At 64.2% G+C, this 19,071-nt stretch carries 20 protein-coding genes; 15 read left to right on the forward strand and 5 right to left on the reverse strand.

Going from position 1 to position 19,071, the window contains the following annotated elements; translation table 11 throughout:
* Positions 1-124 precede the first annotated feature (124 nt).
* Positions 125-592 carry a glycine zipper 2TM domain-containing protein gene (locus ACIPHN_RS08850; RefSeq protein ID WP_400435315.1) on the forward strand — a complete coding sequence of 156 codons (468 nt, stop codon included), beginning with the start codon at positions 125-127 and terminating at the stop codon, positions 590-592.
* A gap of 70 nt (positions 593-662) precedes the next feature.
* Here the strand turns inward: ACIPHN_RS08850 and ACIPHN_RS08855 are convergent, their stop codons facing one another.
* Complete coding sequence (locus ACIPHN_RS08855; RefSeq protein WP_400435317.1) at positions 663-1,781, reverse strand: anhydro-N-acetylmuramic acid kinase; 1,119 nt, start codon at positions 1,779-1,781, stop codon at positions 663-665.
* A gap of 73 nt (positions 1,782-1,854) precedes the next feature.
* Positions 1,855-3,249, reverse strand: coding sequence for a peptidoglycan DD-metalloendopeptidase family protein (locus ACIPHN_RS08860; RefSeq protein WP_400435319.1), 1,395 nt, complete (start codon positions 3,247-3,249; stop codon positions 1,855-1,857).
* A gap of 242 nt (positions 3,250-3,491) precedes the next feature.
* On the opposite strand from ACIPHN_RS08860, the gene tyrS reads away from it, so the two are divergent.
* The 8 genes from tyrS to ruvC all read left to right on the forward strand — a co-directional run bounded on the left by tyrS (position 3,492) and on the right by ruvC (position 10,554).
* The gene (gene tyrS, locus ACIPHN_RS08865) at positions 3,492-4,739 is read left to right on the forward strand and encodes a tyrosine--tRNA ligase (RefSeq protein ID WP_198985179.1); all 1,248 of its coding nucleotides are present in this window, start codon (positions 3,492-3,494) and stop codon (positions 4,737-4,739) included.
* 12 nt (positions 4,740-4,751) lie between these two features.
* Entirely contained in the window at positions 4,752-5,222 is a 471-nt protein-coding gene (gene dtd / locus ACIPHN_RS08870) for a D-aminoacyl-tRNA deacylase (RefSeq protein ID WP_400435322.1), read from the forward strand.
* Positions 5,223-5,332: 110 nt separating this feature from the next.
* Positions 5,333-5,980, forward strand: coding sequence for a YbhB/YbcL family Raf kinase inhibitor-like protein (locus ACIPHN_RS08875; protein ID WP_400435324.1), 648 nt, complete (start codon positions 5,333-5,335; stop codon positions 5,978-5,980).
* 8 nt (positions 5,981-5,988) lie between these two features.
* Entirely contained in the window at positions 5,989-6,633 is a 645-nt protein-coding gene (locus tag ACIPHN_RS08880) for a histidine phosphatase family protein (RefSeq protein WP_400435326.1), read from the forward strand.
* A gap of 174 nt (positions 6,634-6,807) precedes the next feature.
* Entirely contained in the window at positions 6,808-7,827 is a 1,020-nt protein-coding gene (gene dusB, locus ACIPHN_RS08885) for a tRNA dihydrouridine synthase DusB (protein ID WP_400435328.1), read from the forward strand.
* Between the two features lie 162 nt (positions 7,828-7,989).
* Entirely contained in the window at positions 7,990-8,223 is a 234-nt protein-coding gene (locus ACIPHN_RS08890; protein WP_198983177.1) for a Fis family transcriptional regulator, read from the forward strand.
* 104 nt (positions 8,224-8,327) lie between these two features.
* Complete coding sequence (gene purH, locus ACIPHN_RS08895) at positions 8,328-9,899, forward strand: bifunctional phosphoribosylaminoimidazolecarboxamide formyltransferase/IMP cyclohydrolase (protein ID WP_400435330.1); 1,572 nt, start codon at positions 8,328-8,330, stop codon at positions 9,897-9,899.
* 112 nt (positions 9,900-10,011) lie between these two features.
* Complete coding sequence (gene ruvC, locus ACIPHN_RS08900) at positions 10,012-10,554, forward strand: crossover junction endodeoxyribonuclease RuvC (RefSeq protein ID WP_400435332.1); 543 nt, start codon at positions 10,012-10,014, stop codon at positions 10,552-10,554.
* Here the strand turns inward: ruvC and ACIPHN_RS08905 are convergent.
* The gene (locus tag ACIPHN_RS08905; RefSeq protein WP_400435334.1) at positions 10,551-11,489 is read right to left on the reverse strand and encodes a DUF808 domain-containing protein; all 939 of its coding nucleotides are present in this window, start codon (positions 11,487-11,489) and stop codon (positions 10,551-10,553) included. The genes ruvC and ACIPHN_RS08905 overlap by 4 nt on opposite strands.
* Before the next feature lie 113 nt (positions 11,490-11,602).
* Between ACIPHN_RS08905 and ruvA the strand changes: the two genes are divergently transcribed.
* The 4 genes from ruvA to ACIPHN_RS08925 all read left to right on the forward strand — a co-directional run bounded on the left by ruvA (position 11,603) and on the right by ACIPHN_RS08925 (position 14,776).
* A complete protein-coding gene (ruvA, locus tag ACIPHN_RS08910) occupies positions 11,603-12,181 on the forward strand; it encodes a Holliday junction branch migration protein RuvA (protein ID WP_400435336.1) in 579 nt (192 codons plus the stop codon).
* Between the two features lie 24 nt (positions 12,182-12,205).
* Positions 12,206-13,261 carry a Holliday junction branch migration DNA helicase RuvB gene (gene ruvB, locus ACIPHN_RS08915; protein WP_400435338.1) on the forward strand — a complete coding sequence of 352 codons (1,056 nt, stop codon included), beginning with the start codon at positions 12,206-12,208 and terminating at the stop codon, positions 13,259-13,261.
* A gap of 194 nt (positions 13,262-13,455) precedes the next feature.
* Positions 13,456-14,298 carry a 2-keto-4-pentenoate hydratase gene (locus ACIPHN_RS08920; RefSeq protein WP_400435340.1) on the forward strand — a complete coding sequence of 281 codons (843 nt, stop codon included), beginning with the start codon at positions 13,456-13,458 and terminating at the stop codon, positions 14,296-14,298.
* A 22-nt stretch (positions 14,299-14,320) separates the two neighbouring features.
* Positions 14,321-14,776, forward strand: coding sequence for a YaiI/YqxD family protein (locus ACIPHN_RS08925; protein ID WP_400435342.1), 456 nt, complete (start codon positions 14,321-14,323; stop codon positions 14,774-14,776).
* 9 nt (positions 14,777-14,785) lie between these two features.
* On the opposite strand, the gene ACIPHN_RS08930 is transcribed toward ACIPHN_RS08925, so the two are convergent.
* On the reverse strand, positions 14,786-15,250 hold the full coding sequence (locus ACIPHN_RS08930) for a DUF2147 domain-containing protein (protein ID WP_400435344.1): 465 nt from the start codon (positions 15,248-15,250) through the stop codon (positions 14,786-14,788).
* Positions 15,251-15,407: 157 nt separating this feature from the next.
* Positions 15,408-18,218, reverse strand: a complete 2,811-nt coding sequence (locus ACIPHN_RS08935; RefSeq protein WP_400435346.1) for a valine--tRNA ligase — start codon at positions 18,216-18,218, stop codon at positions 15,408-15,410.
* 168 nt (positions 18,219-18,386) lie between these two features.
* Here ACIPHN_RS08935 and ACIPHN_RS08940 point away from each other — a divergent pair, with 168 nt between their 5' ends.
* Together ACIPHN_RS08940 and ACIPHN_RS08945 are read left to right on the forward strand one after the other, a co-directional pair.
* On the forward strand, positions 18,387-18,638 hold the full coding sequence (locus ACIPHN_RS08940) for a type II toxin-antitoxin system Phd/YefM family antitoxin (protein WP_400435348.1): 252 nt from the start codon (positions 18,387-18,389) through the stop codon (positions 18,636-18,638).
* Positions 18,635-19,048, forward strand: a complete 414-nt coding sequence (locus ACIPHN_RS08945; RefSeq protein WP_400435350.1) for a type II toxin-antitoxin system VapC family toxin — start codon at positions 18,635-18,637, stop codon at positions 19,046-19,048. Before ACIPHN_RS08940 ends, ACIPHN_RS08945 begins: the two co-directional genes overlap by 4 nt.
* Positions 19,049-19,071: the final 23 nt, after the last annotated feature.

The raw sequence follows: 19,071 nt of genomic DNA on the forward strand, positions 1-19,071 counted from the left end.
GCGACCTGTCTGCTGACGACGACGTCGCCCTTTTTCCGACACACATTCCCGGGCTTGGCCGATATCGCGCGCTGGCATGGCGCGGCAGGCTGGGTGCATCGCACGTTGTGCAGAGGAGAACAGCATGTCCGTCCGACATCACTACATTTCGCTGGCCGTCGTCAGTGCCAGTTTCGCCATCCTGCTGATCGGCTGCGCCAGTCCGCAGCCGCAGGCCGGTGCTACGCCGCAGTCGCAGAACTACGAGCGGGTATCGTCCTATACCGGCAGCGGCGTGGTCGAGGCCGTCGAAGTGACGCACAAGGAGAGCAATGGCGTGGCCGGTACCGTGGTGGGTGGCGTGGCAGGCGGTCTGGTGGGCAGTGCCATTGGCGGCGGCACCGGACGCGTGCTGGCGACCGTGGCGGGTGCGGCCGGCGGCGCCTATGCCGGCAACCAGATCCAGCGCAACAATGCCCAGGCGCAGCAGACCTACAAGATCCGCGTGCGCATGGACGATGGTTCGCTGCAGAGCTTCGCCCAGGAAGACAACACCGACTTCCGGGTGGGCGACCGGGTGCGGCTGGATAACGGCAGGCTCTCGCGCGACTAAAGTCGCGTGAGCAGAGTCCCATGAAAAAATCCCCGCGCAGGCGGGGATTTGTCATTGGGGGGCCAGCATGTCAGGCCGGGTAGAGCGCACCCAGCACGCGCGGACCACGTGCTCCCGTCACCGCTGGCAGGTTGCCGGGAAGGCGCAGGTCGAAGCGCTGTGCCAGCCAGGCGAAGGCCAGCGCCTCCACATGCTGGGGCGCCACGCCCAGGGTCGCGGTGGATTGCACCTCGGCGCGCCCCTGCAATTGCTGGCGTAACAGGCCCATCAGGAAAGCATTCTCGGCACCACCACCACAGACGTAGACCTGGCGCGCATCCGCGGCATGGCCGACGATGGCGTCGGCGATGGTGCTGGCAGTGAGCATGGTCAGCGTGGCCTGCACATCGGCGGGGGCGACCGGCTCGCCGGTGCGCAGCAGCGCGGCTTCCAGCCAGTCCAGGTGGAACAGGTCGCGGCCCGAGCTCTTGGGCGGCGCCAGCCGGAAGAAGGCCTCGTCGCGCAACTGCGCCAGCAGTCCCGTATGGACCTGGCCCGAGGCGCCCCAGTCACCGTTGGCGTCATAGCTGCGCTGCTGATGCAGATGGATCCAGCCATCCATGAGCGCATTGCCGGGGCCGGTATCGAAGCCATAGGCACCTTCCTCGCCAGCGGGCAGGATGCTGACATTGGCGATGCCGCCGATATTGACCACCACCCGCGATTGCGTCGGATCGCCAAAGATGGCGCGGTGGAAGGCCGGCACCAGCGGTGCGCCCTGGCCACCGGCGGCCACGTCGCGGCTGCGGAAGTCGGCCACCACATCGATGCCGCTCAATTCGGCCAGCAGCGCCGGGTTGTTGGTCTGCCGGGTAAAGCCCAGTTCGGGACGGTGCCGGATGGTCTGTCCATGCACGCCCACCATGCGGATGTCGGCGGCGTGCTTGCCTGTCTGCAGCAGCAATTGCGCCACGCAGTCGGCGTAGTGCACGGCCAGTGCATTGGCGGCCATGGCCTCGCGCTCGATCTCGTTGGGGCCGGCGGCCTGCAGGGCCATCAGGTCAGCGCGCAGGTGCTCTGGGAAGGGGACGTAGGCGGCGGCCAGCGTGGCCGAGATGGCCTGGCCGTCGAATGCGGCCAGGACGCCATCGACGCCATCGAGGCTGGTGCCTGACATCAGGCCGATATAGAGAGGGGTGTGTGCAGTCATGGCGGGGCCTGGAAACAAAAAGGGCGGTCGCTGATTCTACAGCGACCGCCCCCGGACTTGTGCGGACCAGGAATTACCTGGCGGCCAGCTTCACATCGGCCGCGCCCGGCACACGCAGCATCGCCATGCGGTGCTGCATGTCGTCGGCCACGGTGCGGAAGCGCTGCATTTGCGGGCCGGTGAGGGCCTGGTTGTTGGGCACATCGACCGACAGCGGATTGCGCGGCTGGTTATTGACGCGGAACTCGTAGTGCAGGTGCGGGCCGGTGGCCCAGCCGGTCATGCCGACGAAACCGATCACGTCATTCTGGCCGACCTTCATGCCCTTCTTGATGTTGGGCGCAAAGCGGCTCATGTGGCCATAGGCGGTGGAATAACCGCTCCAGTGCTTGATGACGACGATGTTGCCGTAGCCGTTCTGCTGGCCGACGAAGTCGACCACGCCATCGGCGGCGGCATGGATGGGCGTGCCGGTCGGTGCCGCGAAGTCTACGCCGGTATGCTGCTTCCACTTGCCCAGGATGGGGTGCAGGCGCATCGAGAAGCCGGAGGAGATCCGGGTGAAGGCCAGCGGCGACTTCAGGAAGGCCTTCTTGAGCGACTTGCCGTCGAAGGCGTAGTAGCCGCCACCGCCGGCTTTGCTGGCCGGATCGCTGAACCACACCGCCTGGTAGCGGTTGCCGGCGTTGTCGAACTCGCCCGCCAGCACGCGACCGGTGCGCACCAGATCGCCGTTCTGCCAGAAGGTCTCGTAGACCACGTTGAAGCGGTCACCACGGCGCAGGTCGGCGGCGAAGTTGATGTTGGTGGCGAACATGTCCACCAGCTGCAGGGCTACGCCATCGGGGATCTGGGCCGCATCGGTGGCCGCGAAGAGCGAGGAGAAGATGGTGCCGGCGCGCATTTCCACGCGACGTTCCAGCACGGCCGGCTGGGCGTCGGCGGTGAGCTTGCCATTCTGGCGCGAGATCACCAGGTTGCGCGGTGTGTCGCTGCCGTCATCGAGGGTGGCCGAAAGCTTGACCAGTTCGCCATTGTCGTCGGTCTGTGCCACCACGCGCTTGCCGGCGCGCAATTGCATCACCGAGCGGGCCAGGGTGTCGGACTTGATGAAGTTGGCCGCCTCGTCGTCATCCACGCCCAGGCGGTTGAGCAGGGTGGCCAGGGTGTCGCCGCTGCGCACCTTCTCTTCATTGACGTAATACTGCGAATTTTCTTCCAGCGCGCTGATCTGCTGTTGCAAGTCCGGCAAGGCCAGGTCCTTGGAGATCGGATTGACCGGGGCATCCTTCATGTCGGGCTCGGCCGGTGCGAAACCGGCGGCGCCAATGGTGAAGGCCGCCAGGAACAGGGCACTGGCGCCGACGATGCGGGTCTTGGGCGAGGAAGCGGCGACTTTGTGGTGGCAGGACTGCAACGCGGTGAAGCACTGGGACGCGACGTGCTTGAGCTTATCTTGTGGGAACATGCAATACGAATACGTTAAAATCGACGTTTCCCGTGGCGGATGGCGGTTGCTGCTGCAATTCGGCGTTTCCTGTCCCCCCGCCGTGTTGCGCCCGCGAAACATTCGCACGGTATGAATGGATTTTCCTGCTGGTGAGCTTCTGAGGCCGCGTCCTGGCGCTCAGCAGAAAAAACGAAAGTCGGAATTATAGCAACACGATTTCGCGGTCCTGTCCTACAAATGCCTATTTTTTAGTTATATCGATGAACGCAGACCAGTCCACCCAGAACGCCCCCTCCCAACTGCCCCTCTCCGACCAGGTCCAGGAGGCAATGGCCATTGCCAAGCGCGGCGTCGATGAGCTGCTCATCGAGAGCGAATTCGCGCAGAAGCTGGCGCGCGCCGAGAAAAGCGGCCAGCCGCTGCGCATCAAGCTGGGACTGGACCCGACCGCCCCTGACCTGCATCTGGGCCACACGGTGGTGTTGAACAAGATGCGCCAGCTGCAGAACCTGGGCCACCAGGTGATCTTCCTGATCGGCGACTTCACCTCCATGATCGGCGACCCGTCCGGCCGCAACGCCACCCGTCCGCCGCTGTCGCGCGAGCAGATCGAGATCAACGCCAAGACCTATTTCGCCCAGGCCAGCCTGGTGCTGGATCCGGCCCGTACCGAGATCCGCTACAACTCCGAATGGTGCGATGCCCTGGGCAGCCGCGGCATGATCCAGCTGGCCTCGCGCTACACGGTCGCGCGCATGATGGAGCGCGACGACTTCACCAAGCGCTTCAAGGAAGGCACGCCCATCTCGGTGCACGAATTCCTCTACCCGCTCATGCAGGGCTACGACTCGGTGGCCCTGAAGTCCGACCTGGAACTGGGCGGTACCGACCAGAAGTTCAACCTGCTGGTGGGCCGCGAGCTGCAGAAGGATTTCGGCCAGGAGCCGCAGTGCATCCTGACCATGCCGCTCTTGGAAGGCCTGGATGGCGTGGAAAAGATGTCCAAGTCCAAGGGCAACTACATCGGCATCACCGAACCGGCCAACACCATGTTCGCCAAGGTGATGAGCATTTCCGACGTGATGATGTGGCGTTACTACGACCTGCTGTCGTTCCGCTCCATCGCCGAGATCGCCGCCTTCAAGGCCGATGTCGAGGCAGGCAAGAACCCGCGTGACATCAAGGTCGCCCTGGCCCAGGAGATCGTGGCCCGCTTCCACTCGCAGCAGGCTGCCGAGGATGCGCTGGCCGACTTCGTGAACCGCTCCAAGGGCGGCATTCCGGACGATATCCCCGAGGTCTCGCTGTCGGGCGCCCCACTGGGCATCGGCCAGCTGTTGAAGCAGGCCAACCTGTGCGCCTCCACCTCGGAAGCGCTGCGCATGGTCGAGCAGGGTGGCGTGCGTATCGACGGCACCGTCATCAGCGACAAGGGCCTGAAGGTCGAGGCCGGTCAATGCGTGGTGCAGGTGGGCAAGCGCAAGTTCGCCCGCGTCACCCTGGCGTAAGCAGGGCCGCGCATGATTGCCCTGTTGCAGCGGGTCAGCCAGGCCGCGGTGGTGGTCGATGGCCAGACGCTGGGCGCCATCGATACCGGCCTGATGGTATTGGTCTGCGCCGAGCGCAATGACACCGAGGCCGAGGCCGATGCCTTGTTGAAGAAACTGCTGGCCTACCGGGTCTTTGCCGACGAGGCCGGCAAGATGAATCGCAGTGTTGCCGACGTGCAAGGCGGCTTGTTGCTGATCCCGCAGTTCACGCTGGCGGCAGATACCAATTCGGGTACGCGTCCGTCCTTCACGCCGGCGGCGGCTCCCGAGCTGGGTCTTGCGCTCTTCGAGCGCTTCGTCGACCAGGCGCGCGCGCGGCATGGCGTGGACAAGGTCGGTAGCGGTCGCTTCGGCGCCGACATGAAGGTGTCGCTCACCAACGACGGTCCGGTGACCTTGTGGTTGCAGGTCAAGCCCAAGGCCACCGCTGCCGTTGTATAAGTTGAGTCAGGATGATCATGGCGACAGGCACCCGGCATTGAAGCAGGGCCGGGCGTCCCCAACTGGATTTGCAATAGCGTTTTGAATGTGGCCTTACTTTAGGAGGTGATATGAAATTCTGGAGCGATTCTTTCAAGGACGGCGCCAAGATCCCCGGTGAATTCGCTTTCGCGGTGATCGATCCCAAGACCCATGTCGCATTGTCGGGCAATCGCAATCCGCATTTCGCCTGGAGCGACTTGCCCGCCGGCACCCGCTCGCTGGCGCTGGTGGTGCATGATCCGGACGTGCCCTCGCGTGGCGACGACGTCAACCAGGAAGGCAAGACCGTGTCGCTGGATCTGCCCCGGGTGGATTTCTATCACTGGACCCTGGTCGATATCCCGGCCTCAGTCAAGGAGATCAAGGCCGGCCAGTTCAGCCACGGCGTGACCGCGCGCGGCAAGCCCGGCCCGGCCGTGCTGGGCGATCTGATGCCGGGCGCGCGCCAGGGCATCAACGACTACACCGGCTGGTTCGCCGGCGACGGCGACATGCGCGGCGACTACTTCGGCTACGACGGCCCCTGCCCGCCGTGGAACGATGCGCTGGTGCATCGCTATATCTTCACCCTCTATGCGCTGGACGTGGACCAGCTGCCGGTCACCGGCAACCTGGAAGGCTCGGTGGTACTGACCGCGCTGCGCGACCACGTCCTGGAGCAGGCCGCCATCAGTGGCCTGTATACGCTCAACCCCAACGCCGTACCGCGTAGCTGATTTTTCGCATGACCGATATCCTCCTGATCCGCCACGGCGAAACCGACTGGAACGTGGACAAGCGCCTGCAAGGCCACATCGACATCCCCCTGAACGAGGCTGGCCAGCGCCAGGTCAGGGCGCTGGGCGAGGCGCTGGCGGGGGAGGGCATCGACGCCATCTTCGCCAGCGACCTGCAGCGGGCGCATGCCACCGCCCAGGCCGTGGCCGAGGTGGCCGGGCTGGCGGTGCAGACCGATGCCGGCCTGCGCGAGCGTTGCTATGGCGCCTTCGAGGGCCTGCGTCACGTCGATATCGAAGCGCGCTATCCCGAGGCCTACCGGGTCTGGAAGGCGCGCGAACCGGACGCCCGCTATCCGGCCGGCGAGCGCATCGCCGAGACCATGCGCGAATTCTACGAGCGCTCGGTGCAGGCGGTGGAACGGGTGTTGGCCTTGGGCAAGTATCGCAAGGTCGCCATCGTCACCCACGGCGGCGTGCTGGAGTGCCTGCATCACTGGGCCAGCGACAGTCATTTCACCCAGCCGCGCAGCTTCGATATCTTCAATGCCAGCGTGAACCGCCTGCAATGGGACGGCCAACGGGTGCGCATCCGCTCATGGGGTGAGATTGGGCATCTCGATCGCGAGACGCTGGACGAGGTGGATCGCTGAGGCTGGCGGGGATTTCCTTGCCTCCAGGCAGCATCTGTTGTGTCATGCGCAACAATTGATGCTGCCCAATAAATAATCAGCCCGAAAGATGTAACCGCGCCCGATTCTTGTTGGGCGCGTCCCGCAATCGCGCTAAAATAGCGCCCTTCCCCAAATCTCCCCCTGATCCACGTCGTGAACATTGGGCCTTATTCCCTGCGCAACAACGTGTTCGTCGCCCCCATGGCGGGTGTGACCGACCGTCCGTTCCGCCAGTTGTGCAAGCAACTGGGGGCGGGGTATGCCGTTTCCGAGATGGCCGCGTCCGATCCGCGCCTGTGGCACAGCGAGAAGACTTCGCGCCGCACCAACCATGATGGCGAGATGGAACCCAAGGCGGTGCAGATCGCCGGGGCCGATCCCGTCATGCTGGCCGATTGCGCGAAGTACAACGTCGAGCGCGGCGCGCAGGTCATCGACATCAACATGGGCTGCCCGGTCAAGAAGGTCTGCAACAGCTGGTGCGGTTCGGCCCTGTTGCAGGACGAAGACCTGGTGGCGCGCATCCTCGATGCGGTGGTGGCGGCGGTCGATGTGCCGGTGACCCTGAAGTTTCGCACCGGCTGGGACCGTGCCAACAAGAATGCCCTGAAGATCTCCGCCCGTGCCCAGGCCGCCGGCATCGCCATGCTCACGCTGCACGGCCGTACCCGCGCCGACGGCTACAGCGGCGACGCCGAGTACGAGACCATCGCCGCGGTCAAGGCCGCGGTGACCATTCCCGTGGTGGCCAATGGCGACATCACCTCCCCGGACAAGGCACGCGAGGTCTTGCGCCTCACCGGGGCTGACGCCGTCATGGTCGGCCGTGCCGCACAGGGACGGCCATGGATCTTCCGCGAGATCGACCATTTCCTGCGCACCGGTACTTACCTGCCGGCACCGCTGGTGGCCGAGGTCGAGCACCTGATGGACGAGCACCTGCAAGCCCACTACGCGTTCTATGGTGAGTACCTGGGCGTGCGCACGGCGCGCAAGCATATCGGCTGGTATGTGCGCGACCTGCCGGGTGGCGAGGATTTCCGCCGCCGCATGAATCGCATCGAGGATTGCGGCCAGCAACTGCAGGCGGTCCGGCAATTCTTTGCCGACCAGGCGGCCTACGGCGAACGGCTGCAGTATGGCCTGGCCGAGGCAGTGCCGCTGGCGGCCTGAACGGTAGGGCGGCAGGACGGCAAGGCAGCACGACAGCAATCGGATGCGCCCCGGCGCAATTTGATCAACAACACGGCATGGCCACGCAAGAAGAGCGCACAGGGGAAAACAGCGCACTCGCGGTGACGTGGTCAGGCCGATAAAAACAGAAGCAGCAAAGCAATGAGCAAAGAAAGTATTGAGGATGTCGTCAAGAAGAGCCTGGAAAAATATTTCCGGGACCTCGGTGAACAGCTCCCCACCAATGTCTACGACATGGTGCTGGTGACGGTTGAAAAGCCGGTCTTCGAGACCGTGATGGCGCGCGCCGAGGGCAACCAGTCCCAGGCCGCCGAGATCCTCGGCATCAACCGCAACACGCTGCGCAAGAAATTGCAGCAGCACGGCCTGCTGTAGGGCGCGCGTACACCGCGCTGGCCGCAAGGCCGGGGCGGTGCGGGCAGCCACAGCTTCCTTTCCACGGTTTTCAGGTTTCCCTTCCTTTACCAGTCTTGCCTACCATGATCAAACAAGCACTCATTTCCGTATCCGACAAGGCAGGCGTGCTCGAATTCGCGCGCACGCTGTCCGCCATGGGCGTCAACATCCTGTCCACCGGCGGCACTGCCAAGCTGCTGGCTGACAATGGCGTCCCGGTCACCGAAGTGGCCGACTACACCGGCTTCCCGGAAATGCTGGATGGCCGCGTCAAGACGCTGCATCCCAAGGTGCATGGCGGCATCCTGGCCCGTCGCGACTTCCCCGAGCACGTGGCGGCCCTGGACCAGCACGGCATCCCGACCATCGACATGGTGGTGGTGAACCTGTACCCGTTCCAGCAGACGGTTGCCAAGGAAGAGTGCTCCCTGGAAGACGCCATCGAGAACATCGACATCGGCGGCCCAGCCATGCTGCGTTCCTCGGCCAAGAACCACAAGGACGTCATCGTCATCTGCGATCCGACCGACTACGAGGGTGTGCTGGCCGAGCTGAAGTCCGGCGGCGACCTGCCCTACGAAAAGCGCTTCGCGCTGGCCAAGAAGGTCTTCGCGCATACCGCCCAGTACGACGGCGCCATCACCAACTACTTCACCGCCCTGGGTGAAGACAAGCAACACGCCACCCGCAGCGCCTATCCGTCCACGCTGAACCTGCACTTCGAGAAGGTGCAGGATATGCGCTACGGCGAGAACCCGCACCAGAGCGCCGCCTTCTACCGCGACATCAAGAAGGTCGATGGCGCCCTGGCCAACTACACTCAGCTGCAGGGCAAGGAACTGTCCTTCAACAACATCGCCGATGCCGATGCCGCCTGGGAATGCGTCAAGAGCTTCGACCCGGCCACTGAAGCTGCCTGCGTCATCATCAAGCACGCCAATCCGTGTGGCGTGGCCATCGGCGCCAACCCGCTGGAAGCCTACAGCAAGGCCCTGCAGACCGACCCGACCTCGGCCTTCGGCGGTATCATCGCCTTCAACCGCGAAGTGGATGCTGCTGCTGCTGAGGCGGTGGCCAAGCAGTTCCTGGAAGTGTTGATCGCCCCGTCCTTCAGCGCTGAAGCCAAGCAGATCTTCGCCGCCAAGCAGAACGTGCGCCTGCTGGAAATCCCCCTGGGCACGGGCCTGAACGGCTACGATTTCAAGCGTGTCGGCGGTGGCCTGCTGGTGCAGTCGCCGGATGCCAAGAACGTGCTGCTGGCCGATGTGAAGGTGGTCAGCAAGAAGCAGCCGACCCCGCAGCAGCTGCAAGACCTGATGTTCGCCTGGCGCGTGGCCAAGTTCGTCAAGTCCAATGCCATCGTGTTCTGCGGCAATGGCATGACCCTGGGTGTCGGCGCCGGCCAGATGAGCCGCATCGACTCCGCCCGTATCGCCTCGATCAAGGCCCAGAATGCCGGCCTGACCCTGGCCGGTTCGGCCGTGGCCTCCGACGCCTTCTTCCCGTTCCGCGACGGTCTGGACGTGGTGGTCGATGCGGGTGCTACCTGCGTCATCCATCCGGGTGGCTCCATGCGTGACCAGGAAGTCATCGACGCCGCCAACGAGCGCGATGTCGTGATGCTGCTGACCGGTACCCGTCACTTCCGTCACTGATACCGCACGGCTCACGTGACTGTTGCAAGCAAGACGCCCGGCCGATGCGCCGGGCGTTTTGCTTTCCGCCAAGGCATCATCATGCGCGCCGCGATCGGTTAGACTGGCGGGCATGAAAATCATCGGTATCGACCCTGGCTTGCGCACCACCGGTTTCGGGGTCATCCACAAGCAGGGCAACACGCTTTCCTATGTCGCCTCCGGCACCATCAAGACGCCGGATGGCGATTTGCCGTCGCGCCTGAAGGTCATCCTTGCCAGCGTGGGCGAGGTGGTGCGTACCTACACGCCGGATTGTGCGGCCATCGAAAAGGTCTTCGTCAACGTCAACCCGCAATCCACGCTGCTCCTGGGGCAGGCGCGCGGGGCGGCGATCTGCGCGCTGGTGGCGGCCGACCTGGCCGTGGCCGAATACACGGCGCTGCAGGTCAAGCAGGCCGTGGCCGGCCATGGACGGGCGCAGAAGGCCCAGGTGCAGGAGATGGTGGCGCGCCTGCTGAAGTTGCCGGGCTTGCCCGGCACCGATGCTGCCGATGCGCTGGGCGTGGCGATCTGCCATGCGCACGGGGGTGGGGTCCTGTCCGACCTGGGGGCGCTGGCCCCGGCGCTGGCGCGCAAGGGCATCCGCATGCGCGGTGGCCGGCTGGTGGGCTAGGTTTTCCTGACGAGCTTGACCAGGCGCTGCGCCAGCAGCACTACCACCAGCACCACGGCACCTGCCACCACACCGAAGACGGCGTTCAACACCGCTGGCGTCACCGCGTGCAGTACCGGGCCGATCACCGCCATGTCGCCCGCCACCGTGGCAGCCTGCTCGATGGCGTGATGCGCGAAGGGCAGGCCATGCGTCAGGATGCCGCCGCCGACCATGAACATGGCGACCGTGCCGATCACTGACAGGCTGCGCATCATCTTCGGCGCGGCGGCCAGGATGGCGCGGCCGACGCCTGCCTTGAGGCGACCCAGGCTGCCGGGACCGGCGTTCTGCCGCAGGTACAGCCCGCCATCGTCGAGTTTGACGATGCCCGCCACCAGGCCATAGACCCCTGCCGTCATGATCAGGGCGATGCCCACCAGCACCGTGATCTGCTGTTGCAGCGGCGCGCCGGCCACGGTGCCCAGGGTAATGGCGATGATCTCGGCCGAGAGGATGAAGTCGGTACGCACGGCATCCCTGATCTTGTCGCGCTCGTAGGCCACCGGGTCGGTCTCTGTGGGAGAGTTGGCGGCCACGTCGTGATGGCCCTCCTCATGCGGCAGATACTTGTGGGCCAGCTTCTCGAAACCCTCGAAGCAGAGGAAGGCGCCCCCCAGCATCAGCAGCGGCGTCACCGCCCAGGCAATGAAGGCGCTGATGGCCAGTGCCGCCGGCACCAGGATGGCCTTGTTCTTCAGCGAACCCTTGGCGACCGCCCAGACCACCGGCAATTCACGCTCCGCGCGCACGCCGCTGACCTGCTGGGCGTTCAGGGCCAGGTCGTCACCGAGCACGCCGGCGGTCTTCTTGGCGGCCATCTTGGTCATCAGGGAAACATCGTCCAATATCGTGGCGATATCGTCGATCAGGGCGAAGAGGGCGCTACCGGCCATGGTTATCCTTTGTCTTCATGCGGGCGGGTGTGGTTCGACACTGTTTATCCGAACAGTGCTGTATCATCCGGGGATTATCACAGAAGCTGCATCCCACGCACATCATTGACGCCATGATCGGTCGCCTCTCCGGAATCCTTCTAGAAAAAATCCCGCCCAACCTGCTGGTCGACTGCCAGGGTGTCGGCTATGAAGTGGCCGTGCCCATGAGCACCTACTACAACCTGCCTGGCCTGGGCGAGAAGGTCACGCTGCTCACCCACCTGGCCATCCGCGAGGACGCCCACATCCTGTTCGGGTTTGGGACGGCGGAAGAACGCAATACCTTCAAGGAGCTCATCAAGATCTCCGGCGTGGGCGCCCGCACGGCGCTGTCCATCCTCTCGGGCATGTCGGTGGCCGACCTGGCGCAGGCCGTCACCCTGCAGGAAGCCGGCCGCCTGACGCGTGTGCCGGGCATCGGCAAGAAGACCGCCGAGCGCCTGCTGCTGGAGCTCAAGGGCAAGCTGGGGGCCGATCTCGGCGCGGTGGCAGGGGTGGTGCACAGCGATGCCTCGGCCGACATCCTCAATGCCTTGCTGGCGCTGGGTTATTCGGACAAGGAAGCGACCCTGGCCATGAAGCAGGTGCCCAAGGACGCCAGCGTCTCGGACGGCATCAAGCTTGCCCTGAAGGCGCTCTCCAAGGCCTGAGCCCGGGCAGACAAGGATTAGAGCATGAGCATCCAGACCGACGATTTCTCCGAACAGCGCATCATCGCCGCCACCCCGGCCTCGGCCAACGAGGAGGCCATCGAACGTGCCCTGCGGCCCAAGCACCTGGACGAATACGTCGGCCAGGAAAAGGTGCGCGCCCAGCTGGAGATCTTCATCTCGGCCGCCCGCAAGCGCGGCGAGCCGCTCGACCACACCCTGCTGTTCGGCCCGCCCGGCCTGGGCAAGACCACCATGGCCCACATCATCGCCCGCGAAATGGGCGTGAACCTGCGCCAGACCTCCGGCCCCGTGCTGGAGCGCGCCGGTGACCTGGCCGCACTCTTGACCAACCTGGAAGCCAACGACGTCCTCTTCATCGACGAGATCCACCGCATGTCGCCGGTGGTCGAGGAAATCCTCTATCCGGCGCTGGAAGATTATCAGATCGACATCATGATCGGCGAAGGCCCGGCCGCGCGTTCAGTGCGCCTGGACCTGCAGCCCTTCACCCTGGTGGGCGCCACTACTCGCGCCGGCATGCTGACCAACCCGCTGCGCGACCGTTTCGGCATCGTCGCCCGTCTGGAGTTCTACACCCCGCCCGAGCTGGCGCGTATCGTCACCCGCAGCGCCGGCCTGCTGAACGCGCCCATCGTCGATGAGGGCGCGCTGGAGATCGCCCGCCGCAGTCGCGGTACCCCCCGTATTGCCAACCGCCTGCTGCGGCGCGTGCGCGACTATGCCGAGGTCAAGGGCGAGGGCCGCATCACCCGCGAGATGGCCGACGCGGCCCTGATCATGCTGGATGTGGACCCGGTCGGTTTTGACCTGATGGACCGCAAGTTGCTGGAGGCGGTGCTCTTCAAGTTCGGCGGCGGTCCGGTCGGCCTGGACAACCTGGCCGCGGCCATCGGTGAAGAACGCGACACCATCGAAGATGTGCTGGAACCCTACCTGATCCAGCAAGGCTACCTGCAACGCACGCCCCGTGGCCGCATCGCCACCTCGGCGGCCTACCAGCACTTTGGTGTCGCCGCGCCGCGCACCGGCCCCAATGGCGAGTTGTGGGGAGGCTGATTCCATTGCTGGAGTCGGCGTGATTCTCATCGTTTCGTGCATTTTTGCAGTGCATGAAAAAGCGCTTTGCACAGGGCAAGACAATCCGTTGAAATTTGACTTGAATCTCGGATAAAAGCGAGTTTTTGCTTGTGCAAAAACTAATCGTCATCGACAATGGATAGCTATTCACTATCTTTCGATGTGAGCCCTCCATGCTAATGTCGAGCCAAGCCCTTCGCTACGCGCATCAACTGCTCGATGCGCGGGCTCAGTCTCAGATCATCCCGCGCATCTCCGAGTCCGAACCGCTATCGGTGGAAGATGCCTACGACATCGCGCACAGCATCCGCAATATCCGCGTCGCCCAGGGCGAGCAGCCCATCGGCCGCAAGATCGGTTTCGTGGTGCGCAAGCACTGGGAACGCTACGGCATCATCGACGATGCCCGTATCCCGACCTGGGCGCCGATGTACGACACCACGGTACGCTTCGCCGAAGACAATCATGGTCTGCAATCCCTGAGCGGGGCGGTGCAGCCGCGCATCGAGCCGGAGATCGTCTTCAAGCTCGGCAAGACACCCGCGCCCGGCGCCTCGCTGGACGACCTGGCCGATTGCCTGGAATGGATGGCGCATGGCTTCGAGATCGTGGTCTGCCCCTTCGCCAAGTGGGAGTTCACGGTGGCCGATTCGATCGCCGCCTTCGGCCTGCACGGCACCCTGATCGTGGGCGAGCCGCACGTGCTGTCCACGGCCACCCGTCACCACCTGCCGCAGATCCTGGCCAGTGCCAGCGTCTCGCTGTCCTGCACCACCGAAACCTCCAGCGTGCTGCGCGCTGCCGGTTTCTGCAACGACGAGATGGATAGCCCGCTGCACGCGCTGTGGCACCTGCACCAGTTGCTGCAAAAGCAATCGCGCTTCCGCCAGCTGCAGGCCGGCGAGATCATCAGCACCGGCACCTGGACCGACGCCTGCCCGATCGAGGCTGGACAGACCTGGACCACGGCCTTTTCCGGCGTGACCCTGCCGGGCCTGACCGTCTCCTTCGTCTGACCCCAGGCAGGCGCTGTCAGCCATGGCCATCTGGGTGGATGCGGATGCCTGTCCGGGCGTGATCAAGGACATGCTGTTCCGCGTGGCTGACCGCACCGGCATCCAGGTCACGCTGGTGGCCAACCGACCCCTGCGCACACCGCCTTCCCGATACATCAAGTCCATGGTGGTGAGCGCCGGCTTCGACGTGGCCGACCGCGAGATCGCCCGCCAGGTCGCCCCAGGTGACCTGGTAGTCACCGCCGACATTCCGCTGGCCGCCGACGTGGTGGCCAAGGGCGCGCTGGCGCTCAATCCGCGTGGCGAGCTCTATACGACCCAGAACATCGGCCACCATCTCAGCACCCGCAACTTCATGGAAGAGCTGCGCAGCAGCGGCGTGGAAACCGGCGGCCCGGCCGCCTTCAGCGCCGGCGACGGACGCGCCTTCGCGCGTGAGCTGGACCGCTACGTCCTCAAGGCATCGCGGCCCGCCTGAACGGACGGCTTACTGCTCGCGCAGCCAGATCTGCGTGCGGCCCAGCATGGGCATGCCGATATAGCCCCGCACGTTGAGCTTCTGGCCATCATCGACCACCGTCAGCTTGCTCTTGTAGACCTTGCCATTGGCCGGATCGAGGATCTGGCCGCCGTTGTACTCTTCCCCATCCTTCTTCAGGCCCGACAGGATAGTCATACCGACGACGGGCTGGTCCTTGAGCTCGCCCTCGCACTTCTGGCAGACCGGGTTCTGGTCTTCATCGGGCGCGCGGAAGAGCTTCTCGATCTTGCCGCTCAATTCGCCATTGTTTTCGCTGATGCGGATCAATGCCTTGGGCTTGCCGCTGGCGTCGTCGATGCTCTTCCACAGGCCCACCGGCGAGCCATCGGCCCAGGCGGCGGCACTGGCCAGCAGGCCGGCCATCAATACGGCTGCAGTGGAAAGACGGGAGGGGGAGGTGATACGGGGCATGCTGGTCTCCTGGTTATCAATGCGACATTCTAAAAAAGCACGATTGTTCTAATTTTTTCGAACCAGTCTAGTCAAGGCCGGGTCGCAAGGCAAGCACAAAAAACAAAAGCCGCCGCCCCGGCAGGGGACGGCGGCTTTTCAGCGGGCAGGGGCTAGCTTACTTCAGCTTGGCCAGTTGCTCCTTGACCTTCTCCAGCGTCGCGCTGAAGTTGGCCACGCGCTCTTTCTCCTGCGCCACTACGGCCTCGGGCGCGCGCGCCACGAAGCTTTCGTTGGACAGCTTGCCATTGGCCTTGGCGATCTCGGTGGTCAGTCGGGTGACTTCCTTGCCCAGGCGCTCGCGCTCGGCGGCCACGTCGATTTCCACCTTCAGCATCAGCTTGACTTCGCCGACGATGGCCACCGGTGCCGGCGACTCCGGCAGCTGCGTCACCACTTGCGCTTCCGACAGGCGCACCAGGCCTTGCAGGTAGGGCAGGTAGGACTCGATGGAGGCTGCGTCGCTGGCTTCCACGATCAGCGGCACGCGCAGCGACGGCGCCAGTTGCATCTCGCCGCGCAGGTTGCGGCAGGCATCGGTGTAGGCCTTGAACTGGGCGACCCAGGCTTCGGCTTCGGTGTCGATCTTTTCCAGGTCCGGGCGCGGATAGGCCTGGCGCATGATGGAGTCGCCGGCCGGATCGGGCTTGCGGTCCGTCAGCGGCGCCACGCTTTGCCACAGCTGTTCGGTGATGAAGGGCAGCACCGGATGGGCCAGGCGCAACACGCTTTCCAGCACGCGCAGCAGGGTACGGCGGGTGGCGCGCTGTTGCGCCTCGTTGCCGCTCTGGATCTGGGCCTTGGCCATTTCCAGGTACCAGTCGCAGTACTCGTCCCAGACGAACTTGTAGATGGCCGTGGCGATGTTGTCGAAGCGGTAGTCGGCAAAGCCCTTTTCCACTTCGGCTTCGGTACGCTGCAGCAGCGACACGATCCAGCGGTCGGCCTTGGAGAATTGCAGCTGTTCCTTGTCGCAGACACCCTTGACGTGACCGTCGAAGCCGCAGTCCTGGCCTTCAGTATTCATCAGCACGAAGCGGGTGGCGTTCCACAGCTTGTTGCAGAAGTTGCGATAGCCTTCGCAGCGGTTCAGGTCGAAGTTGATGTTGCGGCCCAGGGTCGCCAGCGAGGCGAAGGTGAAGCGCAGCGCATCGGTGCCGAAGGCCGGAATGCCATCGGCGAATTCCTTGCGGGTGGCCTTCTCGATGCTGGTCGCCTGCTTGGGATTCATCAGGCCCACGGTACGCTTGGCCACCAGTTCATCCACGCCGATGCCATCGATCAGGTCGATCGGGTCCAGCGTATTGCCCTTGGACTTGGACATCTTCTGGCCCGAGGCATCGCGCACCAGACCATGGACGTAGACGGTATCGAACGGCACCTTGCCGGTGAAGTGCGTGGTCATCATGACCATGCGCGCGACCCAGAAGAAGATGATGTCGAAGCCGGTCACCAGCACAGAGGAGGGCAGGAACAGCTTGTAGTCCGGGGTTTCTTCCGGCCAGCCCAGGGTGGAGAAGGGTACCAGTGCCGAAGAGAACCAGGTGTCGAGCACGTCTTCATCGCGCTTGACGGCACGGCCGCCGGCTTGTGCACGGGCCTCTTCTTCGGTGCGGGCAACGTAGATGCCACCCTCCTCGTCGTACCACGCCGGGATCTGGTGGCCCCACCACAGCTGACGCGAGATGCACCAGTCCTGGATGTTGTTGAGCCACTGGTTGTAGGTATTGGTCCAGTTCTCGGGGACGAACTTGATCTCGCCCGAGGAGACTTTTTCCAGCGCGGTCTCGGCAATCGACTTGCCGGGGAAGTAGGTCCCTTCCGGTGCCGGCTTGCTCATGGCCACGAACCACTGGTCGGTCAGCATCGGTTCGATGACCACGCCGGTACGGTCGCCACGCGGCACCATCAGCTTGTGCGGCTTGACCAGTTCCAGGAGGCCCAGCGCATCCAGGTCGGCCACGATCTGCTTGCGCGCCTCGAAGCGGTCCAGGCCCTGGTACTTCTCGGGGGCGTTCTCGCTGATGGTCGCCTTGAGGGTGAAGATGCTGATCTTCTCCAGGTTGTGGCGGGCGCCGACCTGGTAGTCGTTGAAGTCGTGGGCCGGGGTGATCTTCACGCAGCCGGTACCGAACTCCTTGTCGACGTATTCATCCTTGATGATGGGGATCTCACGGCCCACCAGCGGCAGCTTGAGCATCTTGCCCACCAGCGCGGCGTAGCGCTCGTCGGTCGGATCCACGGCCACGGCGACGTCGCCCAGCATGGTTTCCGGACGGGTGGTGGCTACCACGATGTGACCGCTGCCATCGGCCAGCGGGTACTTGATGTGCCACATGGAGCCGTCTTCTTCCTCCGACACCACTTCCAGGTCGGAGACCGCGGTACCCAGCACCGGATCCCAGTTGACCAGGCGCTTGCCGCGGTAGATCAGGCCCTGCTCATAGAGGCGCACGAACACTTCGGTGACGGCCTTGGACATCTTCGGGTCCATCGTGAAGTATTCACGGGCCCAGTCGGTGGAGGCGCCCATGCGGCGCATCTGGCCGGTGATGGTGGAGCCGGATTTCTCTTTCCACTCCCACACCTTCTCGACGAATTTTTCACGGCCCAGGTCGTGGCGCGAGACCTTCTGTGCATCCAGCTGGCGCTCCACCACGATCTGGGTGGCGATACCGGCGTGGTCGGTACCGGGGATCCAGGCGGTGTTGTGACCGCGCATGCGGTGGTAGCGCGTCAGGCCATCCATGATGGTCTGGTTGAACGCGTGACCCATGTGCAGGGTGCCGGTCACATTGGGCGGCGGCAGCTGGATGGAAAACGAGGGCTTCTCCGCGTCGGTGGTGGCGGCGAAGTAACCGCGCTTTTCCCATTCCTCGCGCCAGAATTTCTCGATCTCGGCGGGCTCGAACGACTTGGCTAATTCCATGATTTGACGTGTGTGTGGCGAAACCGGACATTATAAGGGACGCCAAGGGAGGTGCTCCCCAAATCCGTCGAAGGAGGCCGCAAATTGCGACATCTGGAGGCCCCGCTGCTGGTACGCCAGCGCAATCGTGCTATTGTCTGACTAGAATAGTCAGATTTGGAGAGGCCTATGCGAACATGGCAAATCCAGGAGGCCAAGGCCCAGTTGTCGGAATTGCTCCGTGCTTCGGAGCGAAGTGGTCCCCAGGAGATCACCTGGCATGGCCGGTCTGTCGCTGTCGTATTGTCCAAGGCCGACTACGAGCGCCTGAGCGGCGCCGGCCGGTCGCTGGTGGAGTTCATGCAGGGCTCGCCACTGTTCGATCGTGACGATATCGACCTCAGTCGCGATGACAGTCCCGCCCGTGAGGTGGACTTTTGAGCTACCTGATCGATACCATCGTGCTGTCGGAGCTGCGTCGTCGCACACCGGACCCGGGCGTGCTGCAGTGGTTCGCTGCGCGTCCGGCTAATACGCTCTACCTGAGCGTGCTGACCCTGGGGGCCTTGCGCAAGGGGATTGATGCGCTGGAGCAAGATGCCCGCAAGCTGAGCCTGCTGGATTGGTTGGAGACCGAGCTTCCCAGATATTTTTCCGGTCGTGTCCTGCCGGTGGATGCCGTCGTGGCGGACCGATGGGGGCGCCTGCAAGCCCAGGCCGGGCGACCTTTGCCCGCCATCGACAGCTTGCTCGCGGCCACCGCCATGGCCCACGGTCTGACCCTGATCACACGCAACCTGAAAGACTTTCAATACACAGGTCTGCAACTCCTCAGTCCGTGGAGCCAATGACGGGGCATCGCTACAACGCGATG

It is taken from the genome of Herbaspirillum sp. NPDC087042 (assembly GCF_044745245.1).
Taxonomy (GTDB): Bacteria; Pseudomonadota; Gammaproteobacteria; order Burkholderiales; family Burkholderiaceae_D; genus Herbaspirillum.

Excerpts from the sequence above, each read along its gene's own strand:
- ACIPHN_RS08850 (WP_400435315.1), top strand. The coding sequence starts at position 125 with ATGTCCGTCCGACATCACTACATTTCGCTGGCCGTCGTCAGTGCCAGT.
- ACIPHN_RS08855 (WP_400435317.1), bottom strand. The coding sequence starts at position 1,781 with ATGACTGCACACACCCCTCTCTATATCGGCCTGATGTCAGGCACCAGC.
- ACIPHN_RS08860 (WP_400435319.1), bottom strand. The coding sequence starts at position 3,249 with ATGTTCCCACAAGATAAGCTCAAGCACGTCGCGTCCCAGTGCTTCACC.
- tyrS (WP_198985179.1), top strand. The coding sequence starts at position 3,492 with ATGAACGCAGACCAGTCCACCCAGAACGCCCCCTCCCAACTGCCCCTC.
- dtd (WP_400435322.1), top strand. The coding sequence starts at position 4,752 with ATGATTGCCCTGTTGCAGCGGGTCAGCCAGGCCGCGGTGGTGGTCGAT.
- ACIPHN_RS08875 (WP_400435324.1), top strand. The coding sequence starts at position 5,333 with ATGAAATTCTGGAGCGATTCTTTCAAGGACGGCGCCAAGATCCCCGGT.
- ACIPHN_RS08880 (WP_400435326.1), top strand. The coding sequence starts at position 5,989 with ATGACCGATATCCTCCTGATCCGCCACGGCGAAACCGACTGGAACGTG.
- ACIPHN_RS08890 (WP_198983177.1), top strand. The coding sequence starts at position 7,990 with ATGAGCAAAGAAAGTATTGAGGATGTCGTCAAGAAGAGCCTGGAAAAA.
- purH (WP_400435330.1), top strand. The coding sequence starts at position 8,328 with ATGATCAAACAAGCACTCATTTCCGTATCCGACAAGGCAGGCGTGCTC.
- ruvC (WP_400435332.1), top strand. The coding sequence starts at position 10,012 with ATGAAAATCATCGGTATCGACCCTGGCTTGCGCACCACCGGTTTCGGG.
- ACIPHN_RS08905 (WP_400435334.1), bottom strand. The coding sequence starts at position 11,489 with ATGGCCGGTAGCGCCCTCTTCGCCCTGATCGACGATATCGCCACGATA.
- ruvA (WP_400435336.1), top strand. The coding sequence starts at position 11,603 with ATGATCGGTCGCCTCTCCGGAATCCTTCTAGAAAAAATCCCGCCCAAC.
- ruvB (WP_400435338.1), top strand. The coding sequence starts at position 12,206 with ATGAGCATCCAGACCGACGATTTCTCCGAACAGCGCATCATCGCCGCC.
- ACIPHN_RS08920 (WP_400435340.1), top strand. The coding sequence starts at position 13,456 with ATGCTAATGTCGAGCCAAGCCCTTCGCTACGCGCATCAACTGCTCGAT.
- ACIPHN_RS08925 (WP_400435342.1), top strand. The coding sequence starts at position 14,321 with ATGGCCATCTGGGTGGATGCGGATGCCTGTCCGGGCGTGATCAAGGAC.
- ACIPHN_RS08930 (WP_400435344.1), bottom strand. The coding sequence starts at position 15,250 with ATGCCCCGTATCACCTCCCCCTCCCGTCTTTCCACTGCAGCCGTATTG.
- ACIPHN_RS08935 (WP_400435346.1), bottom strand. The coding sequence starts at position 18,218 with ATGGAATTAGCCAAGTCGTTCGAGCCCGCCGAGATCGAGAAATTCTGG.
- ACIPHN_RS08940 (WP_400435348.1), top strand. The coding sequence starts at position 18,387 with ATGCGAACATGGCAAATCCAGGAGGCCAAGGCCCAGTTGTCGGAATTG.